Origin of the sequence: Aestuariivirga sp., from assembly GCF_965227715.1 — a bacterium.
Taxonomy (GTDB): domain Bacteria; phylum Pseudomonadota; class Alphaproteobacteria; order Rhizobiales; family Aestuariivirgaceae; genus Aestuariivirga.
Genome location: NZ_OZ245771.1, coordinates 3,153,142 through 3,171,571 on the forward strand (window position 1 = coordinate 3,153,142; position 18,430 = coordinate 3,171,571).

An 18,430-nucleotide genomic window follows, 5' to 3' on the forward strand; every position below is an offset into this window, starting at 1 on the left:
CCGTGTCAGCGCGGAATGTCACAGGTTCCGAAATCGACGCTCGCCGTGCCCGCCGCCAGAACAGTGGTGCTGAAGGCGCCGGTGACGCGGTTCACGAATATGGCGCGCGCCGATATCTCGGGCCCGGCCTGGCTGATGCCGATAATTGCCGTATCATGAATGTCGAACTGCATTGGCACATCGGTGCAACCCTGGTCGGTGTAGCGGTTCGGGCACAGGCGATAGCTGCCGGCTCCAAGATCCAGAGAAATGCGCTGCGACTTTCCGCTATTGTCACAACCCGTGGAGAAACAGAGATTGCCGCGGCTGACGAGACAATTGAGCGATTCCGCCCCCGCAGCAACCGAACCGGCTACAGCAGCGAGAGCCAGCAGGAGCACGGCAGTGGTTGAACGCATGAACATTGAACGCATGCAGGATTACATAGCGGGCGCCCGCAGTCTTGTCGACGCATCAGGTAAACAGGCAAACTCGATCTACAAGGCGCTCTCTCCCGAGGCGCGGAGGGGCCTCGCGGTGCTGGCGACCGGCGGGCTGATCTTCTTGTTTTTCGCCATGGTGCTGTTCCTGTGGGGCAACTCGATGCAAGAAGAGGTGCAGCGCTTGCGGGCAGAGCGTGACATGGTGGCCGCGCGAGCTGCCAAATCTTCGGGAAAATCGGCCACGCGGCTGGGGACGTCTGATGACGTTGAGGGCATGTTTCTTCAAGGTGAAACGCCCGGGCTGGCCTTGGCCGCATTCCAGAGTGTCGTGAGCGAGGCAGCCTCGGCCAGCGGTCTCTCGGTTAAGCGGATGCAACCCTTGGATTCCGGCGATGCGGAGGCCGGCGCTCCCTACCGTCTCGGGGTGGATGCGGATGGCAGCCTTGAGCAGCTGCGGATCTTTCTGGCCAAGATCGAATCCATGCTGCCTGTCATGTTCGTCACTGGCCTCGAAATACGGCCCAGCTCGTCTGAAGGCACGCAAGATCCATTCCCCTCGGAGGCGCTGAAGATTTCTGTGCGCATAGACGCCTATGGCTGGAGATCTCCACAATGAACACGCGTCTTGTGGGGCTTGCTGCTGTCGCCCTTCTCCTCGGCGGCTTCGTGCTGGTGGAGAATTTCGGGCTCCCCATCCTGTTCTCAAGCACATCCGAGGCGCTTGAAACCAAGAGTGAAGCTCCTCTGGCCAATGAAGCCATCAAGTTCAACCCGCTTCAGGGCCTTGATCCCCAGGCCTATGCGGCCATTCTGGAAAGGCCGCTTTTCAATCCGGGCCGCGCGCCGCGGCCGCCGGAGCCCGTGGCCCCGCCGGAGCCCGTGGTTCAGGAGCCCGTGGTGGAGACGCCTCCGCCGCCGCCTGCCGCACCCGACCCCGGTGACTACAAGCTCCTGGGGATTGCCGAAGGTCCCAATGGCAGCGCTGCGGCCATCAAGGTTTCTGCCAGTGGTGAAGTGCTCTACCTGCGCAAGGGTCAACCCGTCGATGCCTGGACGATCGTTGATATCGGGCCGCGTTACGTTCAGATCGGAACGCCGGAGAACCCCGTGAAATTCAGTCTCTTCGAAGATGCCAATGGCGAAGCGCAAGCAGAGGATGCCAGTGGCGCGGACATGGCGCCAGATATGGTGCAGCCCGGGATGCCACCCGAAACCGAACAGCTCGATCCGCCAATGGACGGCAATGCTGTTCCGCCAGATCCTGGCATGCAGTAGCCAAATCCTAATTGAAGTTGAGGTTCTTCATGGTGTCGCGCAGGTCCTGAGATTCACGCGCCGCGTCTTCACCATTTCGGATGATGGTCGGTGTGATCAGAACGATCAACTCGTTGCGCCGGGCCGTCTTGCTGGTCGTGCCCACCAGCTTGCCGAGCAGGGGCACTTTGTCTGCGCCAGGTACGGTGGAACGTCCACCCTCCTCGGTTCCGGCGATCAGTCCGCCCAGCAAAACGGTTTGCGTGTCGTTGACTGAAACCTTGCTGGTGACATTTCTCTGTTTGAACTCCGGATTGCCGCCGACGCCTGTTTCTTCGCTCACGGCGGAGAGTTCCTGTCCGAGTTCAATCGTCACCATGCCGTTGGCACTGACGCGCGGCCGCACCTTGAGAACCACGCCCGTATCGCGATACTCATAGTTATTCACGAAATTGCCGCCGGTGGTTTCAGCCGTCTGAGTTTGGATGGGGATCTGGTCACCCACTTTGATCGTGGCCGTTTCGTTCTCCAGAACCAGAATGGAAGGAGAAGACACGATGTGCAGATCCGTGATTTTCGACAAGGCATCGATGATCAGCTTCGGATTGGAAAAACCACCCAGCAGGAAATTCAGGCCCGCTGTCGCGGGAGCTATGCCATCCTTGGTCGGGATTGCATCGGTAATGGAGAAACTGAAATTGCCTGACTGGAAATAGGCCTGAACACCGTACTTCAGCTCATCGTTCAGCTGAACTTCGACGATCGTCGCCTTGATCAGCACCTGGGTCGGCTGCGAATCAATCTGGCGCAGCGTTGCGATGATGCGGCGATAGTCCTTGGGTGTCGCGCTGATGACGATCGTATTGTTGGCCGGGTTCGCCGTGATGCGAATGCTCTTCGATCCGCCTGCTCCGGATCCGGACGTATCCGCAGAACTATCGGTTTCGGTGCTCGATGTTGTGAGAGTGTCCGCGGGCTGGTCCGTCTTGGGCGCTGCTCCGTCCTGGCCCTGCTGGTTTTGAGAGCCCATATTTCCGCTGTCGACTGACACGTCCATTGTCTGTTTGTCAGGCGCAACTTCGGCCGTGACGCCTGCATTTCCGCCATCGCCAAAGGTGGCATTCAATATACGGGCGAGCTCCACCGCATTGCCGTTCTGTGCAGCATAGACGTAAACATTCGGCGCATCGACGTCTTCACGGTCAAGCCGCTTGATCCAGGTGATTGCCCGCTTCACCTTGGCCTGGTCATTGGCAATGACGATGATGCTGTTGATGGTGGGCACGGGGATGACACGGAGCGCATTGGGACCCGACGTCGCGGTATCCTGTGCAAACACTTTCGAGACCCGGCCAGCCACGTCTTCTGCACGGCCGTTTTCGAGGGATGCGATGCCGGACGTCTGGTCCTTCATCCAATCCACGTCGAATGACGTGATGACCTCGACGAGAGAGCGCCGCTCCTGGGCGGGCCCCCGGATCAGGATCATGTTGCCCACATTCGAGGCGCGCACGGAACCTGCCCTTGCGATGAAGCTGTCCAGAACTTCCATCATGCTTGCCGGGCTTACAAAACGGAGCGGAACGGCGTTGACGCCATATCCTGCCGAAACTCTCTTATCCAGGTTCGCAGTGCCCATTTCGCCATCGAGCACTTCCTGCAGCGCCACGATCTTGAAGTTGCCTTCGGACTGGATGAGAGCGGCGCCCGCCAGCCGCAAGGCACCTTCATAGGAACTCAGCAATTGACGTGCACTCAGCGGCCGGTTGCTGACCAGCGTGATGTTGCCCTGAACGCGCGGATCGATGGTGTAGTTGTAGCCGAGCGTTTCGCCCAGAATGAGCTTGCTCGCTTCGGCGAGGCTCGCCTGATCGAGGTTGACGGTGAACTTGCCGTCATCCTGCGCACCAATTCCTGCCGGTGGCTCGCCGCCATCGTCAACCAAGGGGGAGCTGACACCGGGGAACACCTCGTAACGGGAGTTCTGACCACCCACTTTCAGCACTGGTCCCTCGTTCCGCGCTACGCGTTGAGGCTTCTTCGCTGTCAGGTCAATCTGGCTGGCGCTATCGAGAGAGGCAGTAGGGACGTTGCAAGCCGAAAGCGCTAGGCCTGACCAGGCAAGCACTGCAGCAACAGCGACGTGGCGCAGAAATGCCTTCGGGGCGTCGTGGCCGCACTTTGCTTTCGCATCGTTGAGCGAGTTGCTGGCCGAAGGCAAAGATATAACTCCCCGTGGCCCATAAGTCCCTCGCCGGAACCAGAGCCGAAACCGTTAATGATCAGTGAACGGTATCTATTGATTCGGTAAGCAAATCCTTAACGCATAGGTAGAAATACCTACATTGAGGCGATCAATTCGAGAATTTTGTACATCCAGAAGATGAAAATGGTGGGTGCGATGAAGCTACCGAAGGGTAAACGTGCCTGGGACTGAAGTGAGGCCATGCCGCCCGAGACGAGGGCGCGGAGGAGCACCACACAAATCGCCGCCAGCGATGCAACGAAACATGCGGGGGGCAGCAGTGCTGGCCCCAGCCATGCGCCCGCCACTGCAGCAAGCTTCACGTCACCGAGCCCCAGTCCTTCCACGCCGCGCAGCCAGAAATAGAAAGCCCGCAAGAGAAAGAAGGTGCCGCCGGCAAGGACTAGTCCCCAAATGCTCTCGATCACGCCCTGAGACCAGTCTTCGGGGGTGAACACGGCAGCATTGGCCAGAATGCCGATCGGAATGGCGGGCAGGGATACGACGTCAGGAATGATGAAGTGCCGGATGTCGGTGAGGGTGATCAGCACCATCGCAAAGGCCAGGGCGGCCGTCGCAAGGGCCGCGGCTGGCGGTAGCAGCAGCAGACCTGCCCCCATCACCGCAAGCGCTGCGGCAAGTGACCAGGCGATCACGGTGCGGGTCAGCACGTCTCCGGAGTCTGGCTCTGTTGAATCGGTCATGGCCCGTCCCTCAGTTCCGGTTCAGCTTTAGCCGTCCCCCGCCAAAAGAAAATGCCGCCGAGACTTGCCCCTGCCTTTTCCAACAGTCGGCTGCGGCGATCTGGCGTTGCAAAACACTTGATCGGTGCCACCAGGCCTGATAACCGAGTGTAATGCTCGGGTATCGCCTGCGCCGATATCCGCTGGAGCCGTTCTGTTGCCCGGGAGGAGGGGTGCCGTGATTGTCTGCCACTGCAATGTCATTGCCTGTTCCGACATCCGCAAGGCGGTTCGGGGGGTCGCAGCGGAGCAGCCGGGAAGCCTTGTAACGCCTGGCCGCGTGTTCAAATGCTGCGGAAGCCGCCCGCAGTGCGGCGGCTGCATGGGAAACGTCGTCTCCATTATTTCCGACGAGGTGGACCGCCTGTCGTCCACGTGATCGATTGCGGTTCACGCGCTCCATCCACAGAAATCTTCGCCTCTTGACCCCCTCCTGTGCCACCGGCAGGACAGGGCCTCTCCTTGCGAATCTGCAGATGAAAACGAGAGACGATTTTGGACAATTCAGTAAAGATCTTTGCGACCATCGCCGCCGAAATTGGCGCGCAACCGCGCCAGGTGGCCGCTGCCGTCGGGCTGCTCGACGAAGGCGCCACCGTGCCCTTCGTGGCGCGCTACCGCAAGGAGGCGACCGGCGGCCTTGATGATACGCAACTCCGTAACCTGTCCGAACGGCTGGTCTACCTGCGGGAACTTGAAGACCGCCGGAAAACCATTGCCGACTCCGTCACCACGCAGGGCAAGATGACCGATGAATTGGCGCGTGCCATTGCGGGCGCTGCGACCAAGTCCGAACTCGAAGACATCTACCTCCCGTATAAACCGAAACGCCGCACCAAGGCGATGATCGCGCGCGAAAACGGGCTCGAGCCGTTGATCGATGCCATTCTCGCGAGCCGCACGGCCAGCCCTGAGGCGCTTGCCGCCAGCTATCTCAATGACGCCGTGAAGACGGTCAAGGACGCGCTCGATGGCGCCCGCGACATTCTGATGGAGCGCTTGGCGGAAAATGCGTCCCTGCTCGGTGAATTGCGCGCCTTCATGAGGGCGGAGGCAATCCTCTCGTCCCGCGTGGTTCCAGGGCAGGAGGAGAAGGGCGCGAAATTCTCCGACTATTTCGACCATCGTGAGAAGTGGGCGAGCGTTCCCTCGCACCGTGCACTGGCCATGCTGCGCGCCTCGAAGGAGGAGGTGGTGAGCCTCGATATCGCGCCCGAACCCGAAACCGGCCCCGCCCGCGCGGCGGCCATTGTCGCCAAGGCCATCGGCATCAGCGGCACCGCACCGGGAGACCGCTGGCTTTCCGCCGTAGCGGATTGGACGTGGCGGGTGAAGCTCTCCCTCACCATGATGATCGACCTGATGGGGGACTTGCGTTCGGCCGCCCAGGAAGAGGCAATTGCCGTCTTCGCCCGCAATCTCAAGAATCTCCTGCTCGCAGCACCTGCGGGATCGCGGCCGACGCTGGGGCTTGATCCCGGAATCCGCACCGGCGTCAAGGCGGCGGTCATTGACGCCACCGGCAAGCTCCTCGCCACGGATACGTTCTATCCCTTCCAGCCCAGGAACGATGTGAAAGGGGCCGGAGCCGCGCTGCTGCGGCTCATCACCCAGCACGGGGTGGATCTCATCGCCATCGGCAACGGCACCGCCAGCCGCGAGACGGAGCGTTTCGTGGCGGATGTGCTTGCCATGCTGCCGAAGGATGTGAGGCCACCCACCAAGGTTATCGTGTCAGAGGCCGGTGCTTCGGTGTATTCGGCCTCGGAGCTGGCAGCCCGCGAGTTTCCCCAGCTGGACGTCTCCCTGCGTGGCGCAGTTTCGATTGCGCGGCGCCTGCAGGACCCCTTGGCAGAGCTTGTCAAGATCGAACCCAAATCCATCGGCGTCGGGCAATATCAGCATGATGTGGACCAGCACCAGCTCGGCCGTTCGCTCGAAGCGGTCGTTGAAGATGCGGTGAACGCCGTTGGGGTGGACCTCAACACGGCCTCAGCACCGCTTCTTGCTTATGTGTCGGGCCTAGGCCCTGGCCTTGCCGAAGCCATTGTCGAGCACCGCCATGCGAACGGCGCCTTCCGCTCGCGCCAGGATTTGCTGAAGGTCTCGCGCTTGGGGCCCAAGGCCTTCCAGCAATCGGCGGGCTTCCTGCGCATCCGGGAAGGCGATGAGCCGCTCGATGCCTCCGCCGTTCACCCGGAAGCTTACGGCGTTGCGCGGCGCATCGTCCAGGCCTGTGGGCGGGACATCAGAAGTCTCATGGGCGATACGAAGGCGCTGCGCTGCCTGACACCGCAGGATTTCGTGAGCGATGCCTTTGGCCTTCCCACCGTGCAGGACATTCTGAGCGAGCTTGAAAAGCCGGGCCGCGATCCGCGCCCCAGTTTCAAGACGGCGAGCTTCGCCGATGGGGTTGAGACCATCAAGGATCTGAAACCCGGCATGTCACTTGAAGGAACGGTCACCAATGTCGCCGCCTTCGGCGCCTTTGTCGATATCGGCGTGCATCAGGATGGGCTCGTCCATGTGAGCCAGCTCGCGGACCGGTTTGTGAAAGACCCGCATGAGGTGGTGAAGGCGGGAGACATCGTCCGTGTTCGCGTGGTGGAGGTGGATGTGGCGCGAAACCGCATTGCGCTCACTATGCGCAAGGACGGTGGCGGCGACGCGCGGGAGCAGCGCATGGCGCGTGATCCCGCCGCCAATGCCAAGGCGGGGCGGCAGATACAGAAGTCAGCGCCTCCCAAAGCGGCAGAAGGCGGAAGCCTGGGTGCAGCCCTTCTCGAGGCGCTGCAAAAGAAGGGCCAGCCACGCTAGAGCGCCAGCATCAACGCCGTTGCATCATCAGCGGGCTTGAAGCGGGGGTAGCGCTGGCAATCGGGGTCTTCCGCTTCGGCTCGCCGCAGTGCTGCGAGGACCTGTGCCACATCCTCCGCACTGGCTGTCATCAAGTCCTGATCGTCGAAAAGCTGATAGTGATCCACCGCGCGGTAATAGCCATCGGTGCAGAGCAGGATCTCAGCCGGTGTTTCGAGGTCGATGAACTCCGCCATGGCCAGCGCATCGCGGCTGCATTCGAGGATGCTGTAACCATCGGGCCGGTTCCGTTTTGCGCGGCCGGCGCGCAGTTGCGGAGCGAAGGCCGTGAGCAGGGCCTTGACGTCCAGCACGCCCGCGTCTCGCTGCTTGCGCGCCTCACGCGTCAGCCAGTGGTCGAAGGCATTGTTGGGCGAAGCCGCGAAAATGCGGTGATTGCGATCCGGTCCGCGCGCCATCAGGCATGAATCGCCCAGTCGCAGCGCCCGCCATTCGTTGGCCTCGCGCTGCACCAGGATCAAGCAAGCGGCCGGTGGATCATAATCACGAGGCAGGTCGAGGCCCGCAGTTCCCGTGGCGAAATCTTCGATCAGCCCATTGACCAGCTCCTCCAGCAGCCCCTCAAGGGCGACCGGCTGTTGCGTCAGCTGCTGAAGCCGTGCCTGCGCCTTCGCCACCAGCCAGGCCGCGTCGCTTCCGCCGCCCAGGTAATTCCGCGCATTGATGCCGGTAACGCCATCGAACACCCAGGCCGCCGTCACCTCATCGGGCGTCCCCGCGAAGCCGAAGCCATCTTCATTGCTGGCCCCGCTCCCCTCGCTCACAGCACCCAGAAGCCTCACAGCCGCACCACCTCACCCGTCTTCACGCTGTGATCTGCCGCAAGCACGATGCGGAGCGAGTTGATGGCATCGCGCACATGGGACTCCATGTCCCGGTCATTGCGGATGGCATCCAGAAACAGCAGCTGCTCGCGCCGGCACAGCTCCTGGTGGCCCGGCTCATCATCCATGCGGATGATCTCATCCGGCGTCACAAAGCCGCCTTCCGGGTTGAGCAAGCCATGGTGAATGCGCAAGGCGGAGGTTCTCGTGTGGCTGTCAACATCGGCACTTTGGGTCTTCGCCTCCTCCATGGCAATGGAGACTGAGCCCTTGGGACCGATCATGTCTTTCACGAAGAAGGCAGTTTCGCTCATCATTGGACCCCAGCCTGCCTCATACCAGCCGACGGAACCATCATCGAAGGACACATGCAAATGCCCGTAATTATACATGTGGCTGTCGATCTCGCTGGTGAGCCTGGCGCCCACGGCGTGAACGCTCAGAGGCCTTGCACCCGTCACCTGGCACATCACATCCACATAGTGGACGCCACAATCGACGATGGGGCTGATCGCATTCATCAAATGCTTGTGCACCTGCCACTGTGTGCCCGATGATTGCTGATTGAGGTTCATCCGCATCACCAGAGGCTTGCCCAGCGTGCGCCCCACCTCCACGAATTTGATCCAGGACGGGTGAACCCGCAGAATATATCCGATGACGAGCTTGAGGCCCTTCCGCCTGGCCAGCGCCGCGATGTCCTCCGCCTCGGCCACGCTGTCTGCCAGCGGTTTCTCGATGAACACATGGGCACCCACTTCGAAAGCCATGCGCGCGAAGGCTGCGTGCGTGTCCGGCCAAGTGTTGATGGAAACAGCATCCGGCTTCAACGCCGCCAGTGCTTCCGCATAGTCGGTGAACTGCGGAACGCCGGGAAATTCCGCCGCCAGATCTTCCCGCTCCCCGATGTTGCGGCTGCACAGCCCTGCGATTTCGAAGCCCTCGATCTCCTGATAGGCTCTTGCGTGGCTGAGGCCCATGTTGCCGAGGCCCACGACGAGTACCTTCACATCCTTCATGCGCCGTTGATCCATGTTTGCGTCACGTTCAGCTCTTGATCGAGATGTACCAGGCTTGCAAGGAAGCCTGGCGCGATGCGGCCCAGCTCATGCGCCCGGCGAAAAAACCGCGCCGGGTTGAGGGATGCCAGGCGCAATGCCGTTGCGAGGTCGAGGCCAAGCGCCTGTACGCAGTGCCGCACAGCTGCATCCATGGTCAGGTCGGAGCCCGCCAGCGTGCCGTCTGAAAGCTCCAGCCGTCCGTTGCGGCGCGTCACCTCTCGGCCCTGAAGCATGAAGCGGTCTGGTCCTCCTGCCGCTGTGGGCATCGCATCGGTGATCAGCATCATGCGGGAAAGATCCTTGGCGGCCAGAGCCACGCACAAGGCTGCCTCATGCACATGATGCCCGTCGGCGATGAGGCCCACATAGGAATTGGGATCCGCAAGTGCCGCTCCCACCATGCCGGGCTCACGTCCGTTCATCTGGCTCATCGCATTATAGAGGTGGGTGAAGGCAGCAGCACCTGCCGCCAGCGCCAGCTGCGCCTCCGCGTAAGTTCCATCCGAATGGCCAAGGCTCACCAGCACGCCTGCCTGCGCGAGCCGCTGCACCAGCGCGGGTTTCACCCGGTTGGGGGCAAGCGTCAGCATCACCGGGCAGCGGGCGGCAAAGCGGATGATCTCGTCCGCGTCCATCTCCTCCATCTCGCGAATGAAGCGGGCCGCATGTGCGCCCTTCCGCGCCACGTCCAGAAAGGGACCTTCAATGTGGATACCCAGCACGCCAGGCTCGCCCTCCGCCATGGCGCGGGAGACGCTTTCCACGGCAGAGCTGATCACCACGGGCGCATCGGTGATGACGGTGGGCAGCAGTCCAACCGTGCCGAAACGCCGGTGAGCGCGCGCGATGGTCCGCACAGTCTCGACGCTGGGGTTGCCATTCAGCAAGGCGCCCCCGCCGCCATTCACCTGCACGTCAATGAAGCCGGGCGCCAGCAGGCCGCCGCCGAGATCGCGCCGTTCATGTGCTGCGGTCTCCGCGTGCGGCACCACGTCAGCAATATGCGCGCCATCGATGATGACGGCGTGGTCGTCCAGCCAGTGTTCGCCTGTGAAAATGCGCGCACCCGTCAAGGCATAAGCCATCACAGTGTCTCCGTCACCTTGCGCAACAGGCGCGGCCGGTCCGGGTCGCGGCCAAGGCCACGGGCCAGCATCTCGATTTCGAGATATCCCGTCTGGATCATGCTGAGCGGGTCAAGCAGCGGGTGGCCGCTCGGTGCAAAGGGCAGGCCGCCACCCACCACTCGCACATCCGCACCTGCCGCACGCATCTTGGCAACGGCCTCTGCTGTATTGGCGCGCGCGGCATCATCGGGGGAGAGAACGAGAACCGGAAAGCCTTCTTCCATCAACTCCCATGGCCCATGCATCACTTCGGCCACGGAATAGGCCTCTGCATGAATGGCACAGGTTTCCTTCAGCTTCAGCGCCGCCTCGAGGGCCATGGGAAATCCCGTGCCGCGTCCGAGCACGAACATCGAACTGGACTCTGCCGCGAAAGCCCCAAATCCCGGCCAGCGCAGCCCGGCCGCCGCCTTCAGCGTCTCCGGCAAGCGCGCGACGGCGGCAAGCAGATCAGCGTCCTTTGACCAATGTGCCACGATCGCTGCAGCGGCAGCACAGGAGACGATGAACGACTTGGTGGCGGCAACGCTCCGTTCATCGCCTGCGTGAAGCGCCAGGCAAATGTCGGCGTTTCGTGCGGCGGGTGAGTCAGCGACATTGACGAGTGCAACAGAGAGCGCGCCCGCCTCCCTCGCCGCTTCCTGAACCGCAAGAACGTCCGGGCTCTGGCCCGATTGCGAAATCGTCAGGCACATCGCACCTCGCGCCTTGAGGCGCCCGCCATAGACGGAGACGACGGAGGCCCCGAGCGAGGCGCAGGGCACGCCCTCAACGATCTCACAGAAATACTTGAAGAAACCCGCTGCATGGTCTGAGCTGCCGCGGGCCGAGGTCAGGATGACGGGCGGGCTGCTGCGCCTCAGCCTTTGGCCGAGCTCAATCAGAGCAGATGCATTGCGGTCCAGGAAGCGCGCCACCGCTTCGGGCGCTTCGGCAGCTTCCGTTGCCATCAGGCTCATTGCCAGCGCTCCGGGAGGCCTTGTGAGCGGCGCGCCATCATGATGGCGCCGTCCATGGCATCCGCCAGAGGCAGCGCGAGCGCGCGTTTCACGTCGGCATCGAGGTAGGGCGGATACGCCTTGGCGAGGCCGCCCAGCAGGCACACGGCCCTGGCGCCGCGCGCCAGCAGCGCCCGCCCGAGGTTCGAAATGGCGGAAGCGCCCTCGATCACGATCATCATGCCCTGCACGTCGCCCTCGGCCGCGCATTCAAACACCAATGGCGCGAATTGGGCATAGTCCTTCGGCCGCGCCACTTCCGACCAGCGTGAAAGGTCCATGCGGTTGCTGCCGGTGCGCGACAGTATTTCTTCGATCAGCCGTGTCGGCTGCAGCAGCCCGTCCAGCGCCAGTGCTGCGCGCCGAACGGCGTGATGGCCCACCCAGGCGCCAGAGCCGTGGTCGCCCAGCTGAAAGCCCCAGCCTCCCACCATGTGGCGCTCGCCCGCCACCAGCGCATAGCCGATGGAGCCTGTGCCGGCGATGAGGATGCCGCCATCCGCCCCGCCGAAGGCACCGAGGCAGGCGGCATAGGCATCATTGTCGACGCTGACACTGGCAAAGGGAAGCTGCGCTTCTTCGATTTTCTCAGCACCCACAGATGTGACCACGCCTGCGATCCCCATGCCTGCATGAAGCTCATATGTGGTCACGCCGCCCCGCGCGGCCGCGTCCTCTGCGGTTGCCATGATGGTGGCGAGGGCTCCGTCAAAATCCTGGTAGATGTTGGAAGGACCGCCTGTTGCTTCTGCTACAAGCGTACCAGCCGCATCCCGGATACGGGCGCGGCAGCGGCTGCCGCCGCCGTCGATCCCCAGAAAGAGAGCCTTCGTGTTCATGAACGCCATGCTAGCAAATCAAATGGCGGTGGGAAGGGCTGGCGTCTCACGGAAGATGAGATAGGCTCCCCCGCATGAGCGCACAGCAAAGAAACACTGAACAGGCCGGGGCCTATCGCGGCATTGATACCTGGCCCGATGCCCGCATTCTCGAGGCCCTGGCTGAAGGGCAGGAGCGCGCGATTGCCGCCGTCCGAAAAGCCATTCCCGCCATCGCCGCCGCCGCCGGTATTCTGGCTGAGCGTCTCGCGGCAGGTGGCCGCCTCATATATGCCGGTGCTGGCACCTCCATCCGCATCGGCGTTCAGGACGGGTCTGAGCTTCCCGCCACCTTCGGCATGAAGGAGGAGCAGATCGCCTATCTTATCGCCGGCGGTCGTGCCGCAATGTTCGAGACGCTGGCCGATGCGGAGGATGATGAAGCTGATGGCGCGGCGCAGGCCCGTTTCTGCGGGGCGGGCGATACGATGCTCGCCATCGCCGCATCTGGCGCCACGCCCTTCACTGTATCTGCCGCGAAGCGGGCGCGGGAGAAGGGGGCCTTCGTCATTGCCGTCGTCAACAATCCGGGCTCCAGGCTTGCCGCTGTGACCGATCTTGAGATCCTGCTTGAGTCAGGGCCGGAAGTGATTGCCGGGTCCACGCGCCTTGGTGCCGGCACGGCACAGAAAGCGGCCCTCAATCTGTTGTCCACGCTCACCCACATCAGACTCGGTGCGGTCCACGATGGTTTCATGGTGAATGTCGAGGCCGGCAACGCCAAGCTGAGGGACCGTGCCGCTGGTATAATTGCCCGTATCGCGATGGTCGATGGCGCGCGTGCGGAGCAAGCGCTCGCGGCTGCCCAGGGCCAGGTCAAGCCCGCCGTCCTCCTCTGTGCGGGTGCACAGAGCATTGCTGCGGCGCAGCAGCTGCTTGTGGGGGCAAAAGGCAACTTGAGGCTGGCCATGTCACGCCTTGCCGACGCATAATGGCGAAACAGAAAACCAACGGGAGGAGTGAAACCCACATGCTTAGGACAGGACTGAAGACCCTGCTGCTCGCCGCCGCCGCGAGCCTGGCGCTATCCACGGCCGCCTCTGCCGGCCAGCTGACGATCGAGAGCTGGCGCAATGACGATGCGGCGATCTGGAAGGAGAAGATCATTCCCGCCTTCCAGGCCAAGCACCCGGATATCACCATCACCTTCACCCCCACGGCGCCGAAGGAATATAACGCCGCGCTCAATGCCAAGCTCGAAGGCGGCACAGCGGGAGACATCATCACCTGCCGCCCCTTCGATGCCTCGCTGGAGCTGTTCAACAAGGGTTATCTCGCCCCAGTGAATGATCTGCCCTCCATGGCGAATTTCTCCGACGTGGCCAAGAGCGCCTGGACCACGGATGATGGCAAGACCACATTCTGCGTGCCCATGGCGTCCGTCATTCACGGCTTCATCTACAACAAGGATATCTTCAAGGAGCTGGGCCTCACCGAGCCCAAGACCGAGGAAGAGTTCTTCGCGCTGCTTGAAAAGATCAAGTCCAATGGCAGCTATGTGCCGCTGGTGCTGGGCACCAATGACCAGTGGGAGGCCGCCACCATGGGCTTCCAGAACATCGGCCCCAATTACTGGAAGGGCGAGGAAGGCCGCAAGGCTCTGATTGACGGCACGGGCAAGCTCACGGACAAGGCCTATGTCGACACCTTCGCAACACTCGCCAAATGGGCGCCCTATCTGGGCGATGGCTACAAGGCCCAGACTTACCCTGACAGCCAGAACCTCTTCGGCCTCGGCAAGGGTGCAATCTATGCGGCGGGCTCTTGGGATATCTCGACCTTCCATGCCCAGAACGTCAACATGGGCGCCTTCAAGCCGCCGCTGCCGGCAGGTGCAACGGAGTGCTATATCTCCGACCACACGGATATCGGAATCGGCATGAATGCAAAGACGGCCAACCCGGCCGATGCCAAGGTGTTCCTGGACTGGATCGGCTCTGAGGAATTCGCCAATATCCTCGGCAATGAGCTGCCGGGCTTCTTCCCGCTCTCCAATGCAAAGGTGCAGCTGAAGGATGATGTGGCGCAGACCTTCGTCAACTGGCGCGGCGAATGCAAGTCGACGATCCGCAACTCCTACCAGATCCTGTCACGAGGCACGCCCAATCTCGAAAACGAAATGTGGAACGTCTCCGCGCAGGTGATCAATGGTGCGATGACGCCGGAACAAGCCACCACCCAGCTCGAGGATGGGCTGAAAAAGTGGTATGCACCGCAGCAGAAGTAACTGACGCGTTGTGGCCGTGCGCCGGTACCGGCGCGCGGCTCTTCCAGTTGCAATGAATTCAGAACATCACAGCGGACCAGTTGGCATGCCGCGGGGCACATTCCTGCGGCTGCTGATGTTTTTTCTGGGTCCCGCACTGCTGGTCTATTCGGTTTTCTCAATCTATCCGTTGCTCGCAACGATCCTCAACTCGCTCTACAGCCACCAGAAGGACGGCACATATCTGTGGAACGGGCTTGGTAATTTCCACACGCTGCTGTTCGATCCCACCTGGTCCGCGCCGTTCTGGAACGCGCTGCGCAATAATTTCATCTTCTTTCTGATCCACATGGGCGTGCAAAATCCGGTGGGGCTGGCGCTTGCGGCCCTCCTCAGCCTGAAGCAGCTCAAGCTCCGCGCCACCTACCGCACGCTGATCTTCATGCCCACCATGCTCTCAGTCGTGGTCATCGGTTTCTCCTGGCAGCTCATCCTTTCGCCGCTCTGGGGCATCGCCAAGATGTTCCTGCAGTTCTTCGGGCTGGGATTTCTCTTCGGGCCATGGCTGGGGGAGGAATCAACCGCACTTCTCACGGTCTCCCTCATCTCCGTGTGGCAGTTCGTCGGCATCCCGATGATTCTGATCTACACGGCCTTGCTCGCCATTCCGGATGAGCTGATCGATGCCGCCACGGTTGATGGCCTGAACCAGTTCCAGGCCTTCGTCTGGGTCAAGCTGCCGCTGATCTGGCCCACCATCGGGCTGGTCTCGGTCTTGACCTTCGTCAACAACTTCAACGCATTCGATCTGATCTATGCGATGAAGGGCGCGCTTGCGGGGCCCAACTTCGCGACGGACATCATGGGCACGCTGTTCTACCGCACCTTCTTTGGCAATCAGCTGCAGCTGGGTGACCCGTCCATGGGCTCCACCATCGCCACGATGATGTTCATGATCATCCTCATGGGTGTCATGGTCTATCTCTTCCTTATCCAGCGCCGCATGCAGAGGTATAGTTTCTGATGCGCAAGCCTGCCTCCGCCATTGCCGTTCACGCCGTGCTGGGGCTTTACACGCTGCTGGCGCTGTTCCCCATCGTGCTCGTGGTCATGAATTCCTTCAAGGCGCGGAAGGCGATCTTCAACACGCCGTTGCGGCCGCCCGGCGCCACCAATTTTGATCCCATCGGATACAGCAAGGTTTTCGGGGACAGCTCGGTGGGGCTCTATTACTTGAACTCACTCTCGGTCACCGCCGGCACCATCGTCCTGACCCTGCTGTTGGGCTCAATGGCGGCCTGGGCCCTGTCGGAGTATAAGTTCCGCTGGAACACGCTGCTGGCGCTCTATCTCTCGATCGGCATTATGGTGCCTATCCGCTTAGGTTCCGTCTCGATCATCCAGCTCGTGGCGGAGCTCAACCTTATCAACACGCTGACCGCTCTCATCCTCGTCTATACCGCGCAGAACCTGCCGCTCGCCATCTTCATCCTCTCGGAATTCATCGCCCAGATCCCGAAGGACCTGCGGGAAGCGGCGCGCTGTGATGGGCTTTCGGAATATAACATCTTTTTCCACATCATCCTGCCGCTGCTGCGCCCGGCCATGGCAACGGTTGCCGTCTTCACCATGATCCCGGTGTGGAACGATCTGTGGTTTCCACTGCTTCTGGCCCCCACTGGCGGCAAGCAGACAATCACTCTGGGCGTCCAGCAGTTCCTCGGGCAATACATCACGGATTGGAACGCGGTGCTTGCCGCACTTTCCACGGCCATTGTGCCGGTGCTCGTGCTCTATGTCATATTTTCCCGCCAGCTGATCCGGGGCCTGACCTCGGGTGCTGTCAAGTGAGGCGCTGATGGCGGATGTCCGCATTCAAGGCTTGAAGAAATCATTTGGCCCCGTGGAGGTGCTGAAGGACATTGATCTTGAGGTGGAGGATGGCGCCTTTGTCGTGCTCGTGGGCCCCTCCGGCTGCGGCAAGTCCACGCTGCTCCGCGCCGTAGCGGGGCTTGAGCCGGTCTCGGCCGGACTTATCACCATCGGCGGACGCACGGTGAATGATCTGCCTCCCGCCCAGCGCGAAATCGCCATGGTGTTCCAGTCCTACGCGCTCTACCCCCACATGAATGTTGCTGCGAACATGGGCTTTGGCCTCAAATTCGCAGGCACTCCAAAGGATGAGATCGCGCGGCGCGTGGCGGAAGCGGCCCGCATCCTGCAACTTGAGCCCTTGCTGAAGCGCCGTCCGCGTGAACTATCCGGCGGCCAGCGCCAGCGTGTGGCCATCGGCCGGGCCATCGTGCGCAAGCCCCAGGTCTTCCTCTTTGACGAGCCGCTCTCCAACCTCGATGCCGCACTCAGGATCAACACCCGCGTGGAGCTTGCGAAGCTGCACCGCCTGCTCAGCGCCACGATCATTTATGTGACGCATGATCAGGTCGAGGCGATGACGCTTGCTGACAAGATCGTGGTGATGAACCACGGCCGCATCGAGCAGCAGGGCAAGCCGCTCGATCTCTATTACCGGCCTGCCAATCTCTTCGTCGCGGGATTCATCGGCTCCCCGGCCATGAATTTTCTCGAGGGCAGGGTCCTGTCTGAAGGCGGTCTCGACATTGGCGAAGGCCAGCGTCTGCCGGTCCCGACCCATGGTCTTGCTGCCGGTTCGAACGTCACGCTGGGAGTTCGGCCGGAGCATATGAGGATTGCGGCCGCGGCGGAGGTTCAGACGTCCCTTCATCTCTCTGCGACTGTCGATATCATCGAACGGCTGGGCGAATCCGGTTTCGCCCATCTCCGCCTCCGCCAAGAGAGGCTAATGATTGCGGAAATTCGCGGTGAGACAGGGTTGAAGCCAGGAGATCGCGCGGTGGCGGTGCTCGATCCTGAACACCTTCATCTTTTCGATGCCGGCGGCCAGCGCATCGGCTGAATCGCAGCTTCAGCCGCAGGAACCTTCATCACCGCGCGACGTTCACCCGAAACGAACACAGGGTTCGGGACCGGACGGCTTGCAAAGCTCTGAGGTGCTTCGATGTGCGACTATAGCCTGGAAAATCAGATCAGCCGAGCCGCTGTGATGGGCGACAGACTGGTGACAAGCAGCTTCCCGATGACGCCGACGCGCGGCTTCGCCGCCGAACAGGAGGCGGGCGTTGCCGTCTGCCTGCTGCCCGGCACGGAACTCGCGTTTGAGGAACCCGTCCGCTACAACGGGCTGTGGGGCCATCTGGTCAATCAGCTGAAGGCCCGCCTCGGCTTTGACATGGCCAAGGCCACGCTCGCCCGGTTTCGTCAGGTCGATCTCGACAATCCGCATACCCATCATGATGCCATCGAACTTGCGGATGGCCGGATCATCAAGCTGGCGCTTCTGAATGAGTGCCAGCGCGCCCGCGTGCTTCAGCTGCCTGCGGTTGCCGATCCCGTTCTCCGTCATGAGCATGCTCGCTTTGCGGTGTCTCGCCACCACGACGATCTGACGCCGGCGCGCTGATATGAAAATCAGGCGCGGGAAGGATGAGGAACATAAGGAAATCGAGCTCACCCAGACGGAAGCCCGCCAGGCGCGGCCAGGTTACAACATCTACGTGTTGATCTTCGGTCTTGCGGGCGTGGTGATCGCCTTTATGTTCCTCATATTCATCCGCTGATTGCATGTGCGGCGCGGCAGGGAACAATTCTGCCGCGCTGCGCGTTGTTGTCCGGCTTGCAGAATTTGAGCGAGCGCAGGCGGGATTGGCCAGTCCTGGTTGCAGAACTCCAGAGTTACATGGCCATGGTTCAGGCGGT

At 61.8% G+C, this 18,430-nt stretch carries 19 protein-coding genes; 11 read left to right on the forward strand and 8 right to left on the reverse strand.

Translation table 11 applies throughout. The features are described 5' to 3' along the window. Positions 1 to 5: 5 nt before the first annotated feature. Positions 6 to 404, reverse strand: a complete 399-nt coding sequence (locus ACO06F_RS15015; RefSeq protein ID WP_421693555.1) for a hypothetical protein — start codon at positions 402 to 404, stop codon at positions 6 to 8. On the opposite strand from ACO06F_RS15015, the gene gspM reads away from it, so the two are divergent. Then, positions 397 to 1,038: a type II secretion system protein GspM gene (gspM, locus tag ACO06F_RS15020; RefSeq protein WP_421693556.1), complete on the forward strand. Its 642-nt coding sequence runs from the start codon at positions 397 to 399 to the stop codon at positions 1,036 to 1,038. The genes ACO06F_RS15015 and gspM overlap by 8 nt on opposite strands. Beyond that, on the forward strand, positions 1,035 to 1,697 hold the full coding sequence (locus ACO06F_RS15025) for a hypothetical protein (protein ID WP_421693557.1): 663 nt from the start codon (positions 1,035 to 1,037) through the stop codon (positions 1,695 to 1,697). Before gspM ends, ACO06F_RS15025 begins: the two co-directional genes overlap by 4 nt. Positions 1,698 to 1,704: 7 nt before the next feature. Here the strand turns inward: ACO06F_RS15025 and gspD are convergent, their stop codons facing one another. Both gspD and ACO06F_RS15035 read right to left on the reverse strand, forming a co-directional pair. Beyond that, positions 1,705 to 3,681 carry a type II secretion system secretin GspD gene (gene gspD / locus ACO06F_RS15030; RefSeq protein WP_421693558.1) on the reverse strand — a complete coding sequence of 659 codons (1,977 nt, stop codon included), beginning with the start codon at positions 3,679 to 3,681 and terminating at the stop codon, positions 1,705 to 1,707. Positions 3,682 to 4,016: 335 nt separating this feature from the next. Beyond that, a complete protein-coding gene (locus tag ACO06F_RS15035; RefSeq protein WP_421693559.1) occupies positions 4,017 to 4,625 on the reverse strand; it encodes a prepilin peptidase in 609 nt (202 codons plus the stop codon). A 217-nt stretch (positions 4,626 to 4,842) separates the two neighbouring features. Between ACO06F_RS15035 and ACO06F_RS15040 the strand changes: the two genes are divergently transcribed. Both ACO06F_RS15040 and ACO06F_RS15045 read left to right on the forward strand, forming a co-directional pair. Continuing rightward, positions 4,843 to 5,043 carry a (2Fe-2S)-binding protein gene (locus ACO06F_RS15040; RefSeq protein WP_421693560.1) on the forward strand — a complete coding sequence of 67 codons (201 nt, stop codon included), beginning with the start codon at positions 4,843 to 4,845 and terminating at the stop codon, positions 5,041 to 5,043. Between the two features lie 113 nt (positions 5,044 to 5,156). After that, the gene (locus ACO06F_RS15045) at positions 5,157 to 7,481 is read left to right on the forward strand and encodes a Tex family protein (protein ID WP_421696694.1); all 2,325 of its coding nucleotides are present in this window, start codon (positions 5,157 to 5,159) and stop codon (positions 7,479 to 7,481) included. Here ACO06F_RS15045 and ACO06F_RS15050 read toward each other — a convergent pair. From ACO06F_RS15050 to ACO06F_RS15070, 5 genes are read right to left on the reverse strand one after another with little or no spacing between them, the layout of a single operon-like run. After that, on the reverse strand, positions 7,478 to 8,323 hold the full coding sequence (locus ACO06F_RS15050) for a protein phosphatase 2C domain-containing protein (protein WP_421693561.1): 846 nt from the start codon (positions 8,321 to 8,323) through the stop codon (positions 7,478 to 7,480). The genes ACO06F_RS15045 and ACO06F_RS15050 overlap by 4 nt on opposite strands. After that, positions 8,320 to 9,399, reverse strand: coding sequence for a Gfo/Idh/MocA family protein (locus tag ACO06F_RS15055; protein WP_421693562.1), 1,080 nt, complete (start codon positions 9,397 to 9,399; stop codon positions 8,320 to 8,322). Before ACO06F_RS15055 ends, ACO06F_RS15050 begins: the two co-directional genes overlap by 4 nt. Next, positions 9,381 to 10,511: an N-acetylglucosamine-6-phosphate deacetylase gene (nagA, locus tag ACO06F_RS15060; RefSeq protein ID WP_421693563.1), complete on the reverse strand. Its 1,131-nt coding sequence runs from the start codon at positions 10,509 to 10,511 to the stop codon at positions 9,381 to 9,383. The genes ACO06F_RS15055 and nagA overlap by 19 nt, the downstream gene beginning before the upstream one ends. After that, positions 10,511 to 11,512: an SIS domain-containing protein gene (locus tag ACO06F_RS15065; protein ID WP_421693564.1), complete on the reverse strand. Its 1,002-nt coding sequence runs from the start codon at positions 11,510 to 11,512 to the stop codon at positions 10,511 to 10,513. Before ACO06F_RS15065 ends, nagA begins: the two co-directional genes overlap by 1 nt. Continuing rightward, positions 11,509 to 12,390: a BadF/BadG/BcrA/BcrD ATPase family protein gene (locus tag ACO06F_RS15070; RefSeq protein ID WP_421693565.1), complete on the reverse strand. Its 882-nt coding sequence runs from the start codon at positions 12,388 to 12,390 to the stop codon at positions 11,509 to 11,511. The genes ACO06F_RS15065 and ACO06F_RS15070 overlap by 4 nt, the downstream gene beginning before the upstream one ends. Before the next feature lie 74 nt (positions 12,391 to 12,464). On the opposite strand from ACO06F_RS15070, the gene ACO06F_RS15075 reads away from it, so the two are divergent. The 7 genes from ACO06F_RS15075 to ACO06F_RS15105 all read left to right on the forward strand — a co-directional run bounded on the left by ACO06F_RS15075 (position 12,465) and on the right by ACO06F_RS15105 (position 18,291). Continuing rightward, a complete protein-coding gene (locus ACO06F_RS15075) occupies positions 12,465 to 13,361 on the forward strand; it encodes an N-acetylmuramic acid 6-phosphate etherase (RefSeq protein ID WP_421693566.1) in 897 nt (298 codons plus the stop codon). A gap of 38 nt (positions 13,362 to 13,399) precedes the next feature. Next, positions 13,400 to 14,656 (forward strand): ABC transporter substrate-binding protein, encoded by a 1,257-nt coding sequence (locus tag ACO06F_RS15080; RefSeq protein WP_421693567.1) that lies wholly within the window; start codon positions 13,400 to 13,402, stop codon positions 14,654 to 14,656. Positions 14,657 to 14,741: 85 nt separating this feature from the next. After that, positions 14,742 to 15,659 (forward strand): carbohydrate ABC transporter permease, encoded by a 918-nt coding sequence (locus tag ACO06F_RS15085; RefSeq protein WP_421693568.1) that lies wholly within the window; start codon positions 14,742 to 14,744, stop codon positions 15,657 to 15,659. Then, positions 15,659 to 16,486, forward strand: a complete 828-nt coding sequence (locus ACO06F_RS15090; RefSeq protein ID WP_421693569.1) for a carbohydrate ABC transporter permease — start codon at positions 15,659 to 15,661, stop codon at positions 16,484 to 16,486. The genes ACO06F_RS15085 and ACO06F_RS15090 overlap by 1 nt, the downstream gene beginning before the upstream one ends. A gap of 7 nt (positions 16,487 to 16,493) precedes the next feature. Further along, positions 16,494 to 17,570: an ABC transporter ATP-binding protein gene (locus ACO06F_RS15095; protein ID WP_421693570.1), complete on the forward strand. Its 1,077-nt coding sequence runs from the start codon at positions 16,494 to 16,496 to the stop codon at positions 17,568 to 17,570. 102 nt (positions 17,571 to 17,672) lie between these two features. Then, complete coding sequence (locus tag ACO06F_RS15100) at positions 17,673 to 18,134, forward strand: hypothetical protein (RefSeq protein ID WP_421693571.1); 462 nt, start codon at positions 17,673 to 17,675, stop codon at positions 18,132 to 18,134. A 1-nt stretch (position 18,135) separates the two neighbouring features. After that, a complete protein-coding gene (locus tag ACO06F_RS15105; RefSeq protein ID WP_421693572.1) occupies positions 18,136 to 18,291 on the forward strand; it encodes a hypothetical protein in 156 nt (51 codons plus the stop codon). The last annotated feature ends 139 nt before the right edge of the window (positions 18,292 to 18,430 follow it).

Bases quoted from the DNA above. Each gene is read 5' to 3' on its own strand.
- ACO06F_RS15080 (WP_421693567.1), top strand. From the start codon at position 13,400: ATGCTTAGGACAGGACTGAAGACCCTGCTGCTCGCCGCCGCCGCGAGC.
- nagA (WP_421693563.1), bottom strand. From the start codon at position 10,511: ATGGCTTATGCCTTGACGGGTGCGCGCATTTTCACAGGCGAACACTGG.
- ACO06F_RS15015 (WP_421693555.1), bottom strand. From the start codon at position 404: ATGTTCATGCGTTCAACCACTGCCGTGCTCCTGCTGGCTCTCGCTGCT.
- ACO06F_RS15070 (WP_421693565.1), bottom strand. From the start codon at position 12,390: ATGAACACGAAGGCTCTCTTTCTGGGGATCGACGGCGGCGGCAGCCGC.
- ACO06F_RS15100 (WP_421693571.1), top strand. From the start codon at position 17,673: ATGTGCGACTATAGCCTGGAAAATCAGATCAGCCGAGCCGCTGTGATG.
- ACO06F_RS15095 (WP_421693570.1), top strand. From the start codon at position 16,494: ATGGCGGATGTCCGCATTCAAGGCTTGAAGAAATCATTTGGCCCCGTG.
- gspM (WP_421693556.1), top strand. From the start codon at position 397: ATGAACATTGAACGCATGCAGGATTACATAGCGGGCGCCCGCAGTCTT.
- ACO06F_RS15075 (WP_421693566.1), top strand. From the start codon at position 12,465: ATGAGCGCACAGCAAAGAAACACTGAACAGGCCGGGGCCTATCGCGGC.
- ACO06F_RS15035 (WP_421693559.1), bottom strand. From the start codon at position 4,625: ATGACCGATTCAACAGAGCCAGACTCCGGAGACGTGCTGACCCGCACC.
- ACO06F_RS15105 (WP_421693572.1), top strand. From the start codon at position 18,136: ATGAAAATCAGGCGCGGGAAGGATGAGGAACATAAGGAAATCGAGCTC.
- ACO06F_RS15025 (WP_421693557.1), top strand. From the start codon at position 1,035: ATGAACACGCGTCTTGTGGGGCTTGCTGCTGTCGCCCTTCTCCTCGGC.
- ACO06F_RS15090 (WP_421693569.1), top strand. From the start codon at position 15,659: ATGCGCAAGCCTGCCTCCGCCATTGCCGTTCACGCCGTGCTGGGGCTT.
- ACO06F_RS15055 (WP_421693562.1), bottom strand. From the start codon at position 9,399: ATGGATCAACGGCGCATGAAGGATGTGAAGGTACTCGTCGTGGGCCTC.
- ACO06F_RS15085 (WP_421693568.1), top strand. From the start codon at position 14,742: ATGCCGCGGGGCACATTCCTGCGGCTGCTGATGTTTTTTCTGGGTCCC.
- ACO06F_RS15065 (WP_421693564.1), bottom strand. From the start codon at position 11,512: ATGAGCCTGATGGCAACGGAAGCTGCCGAAGCGCCCGAAGCGGTGGCG.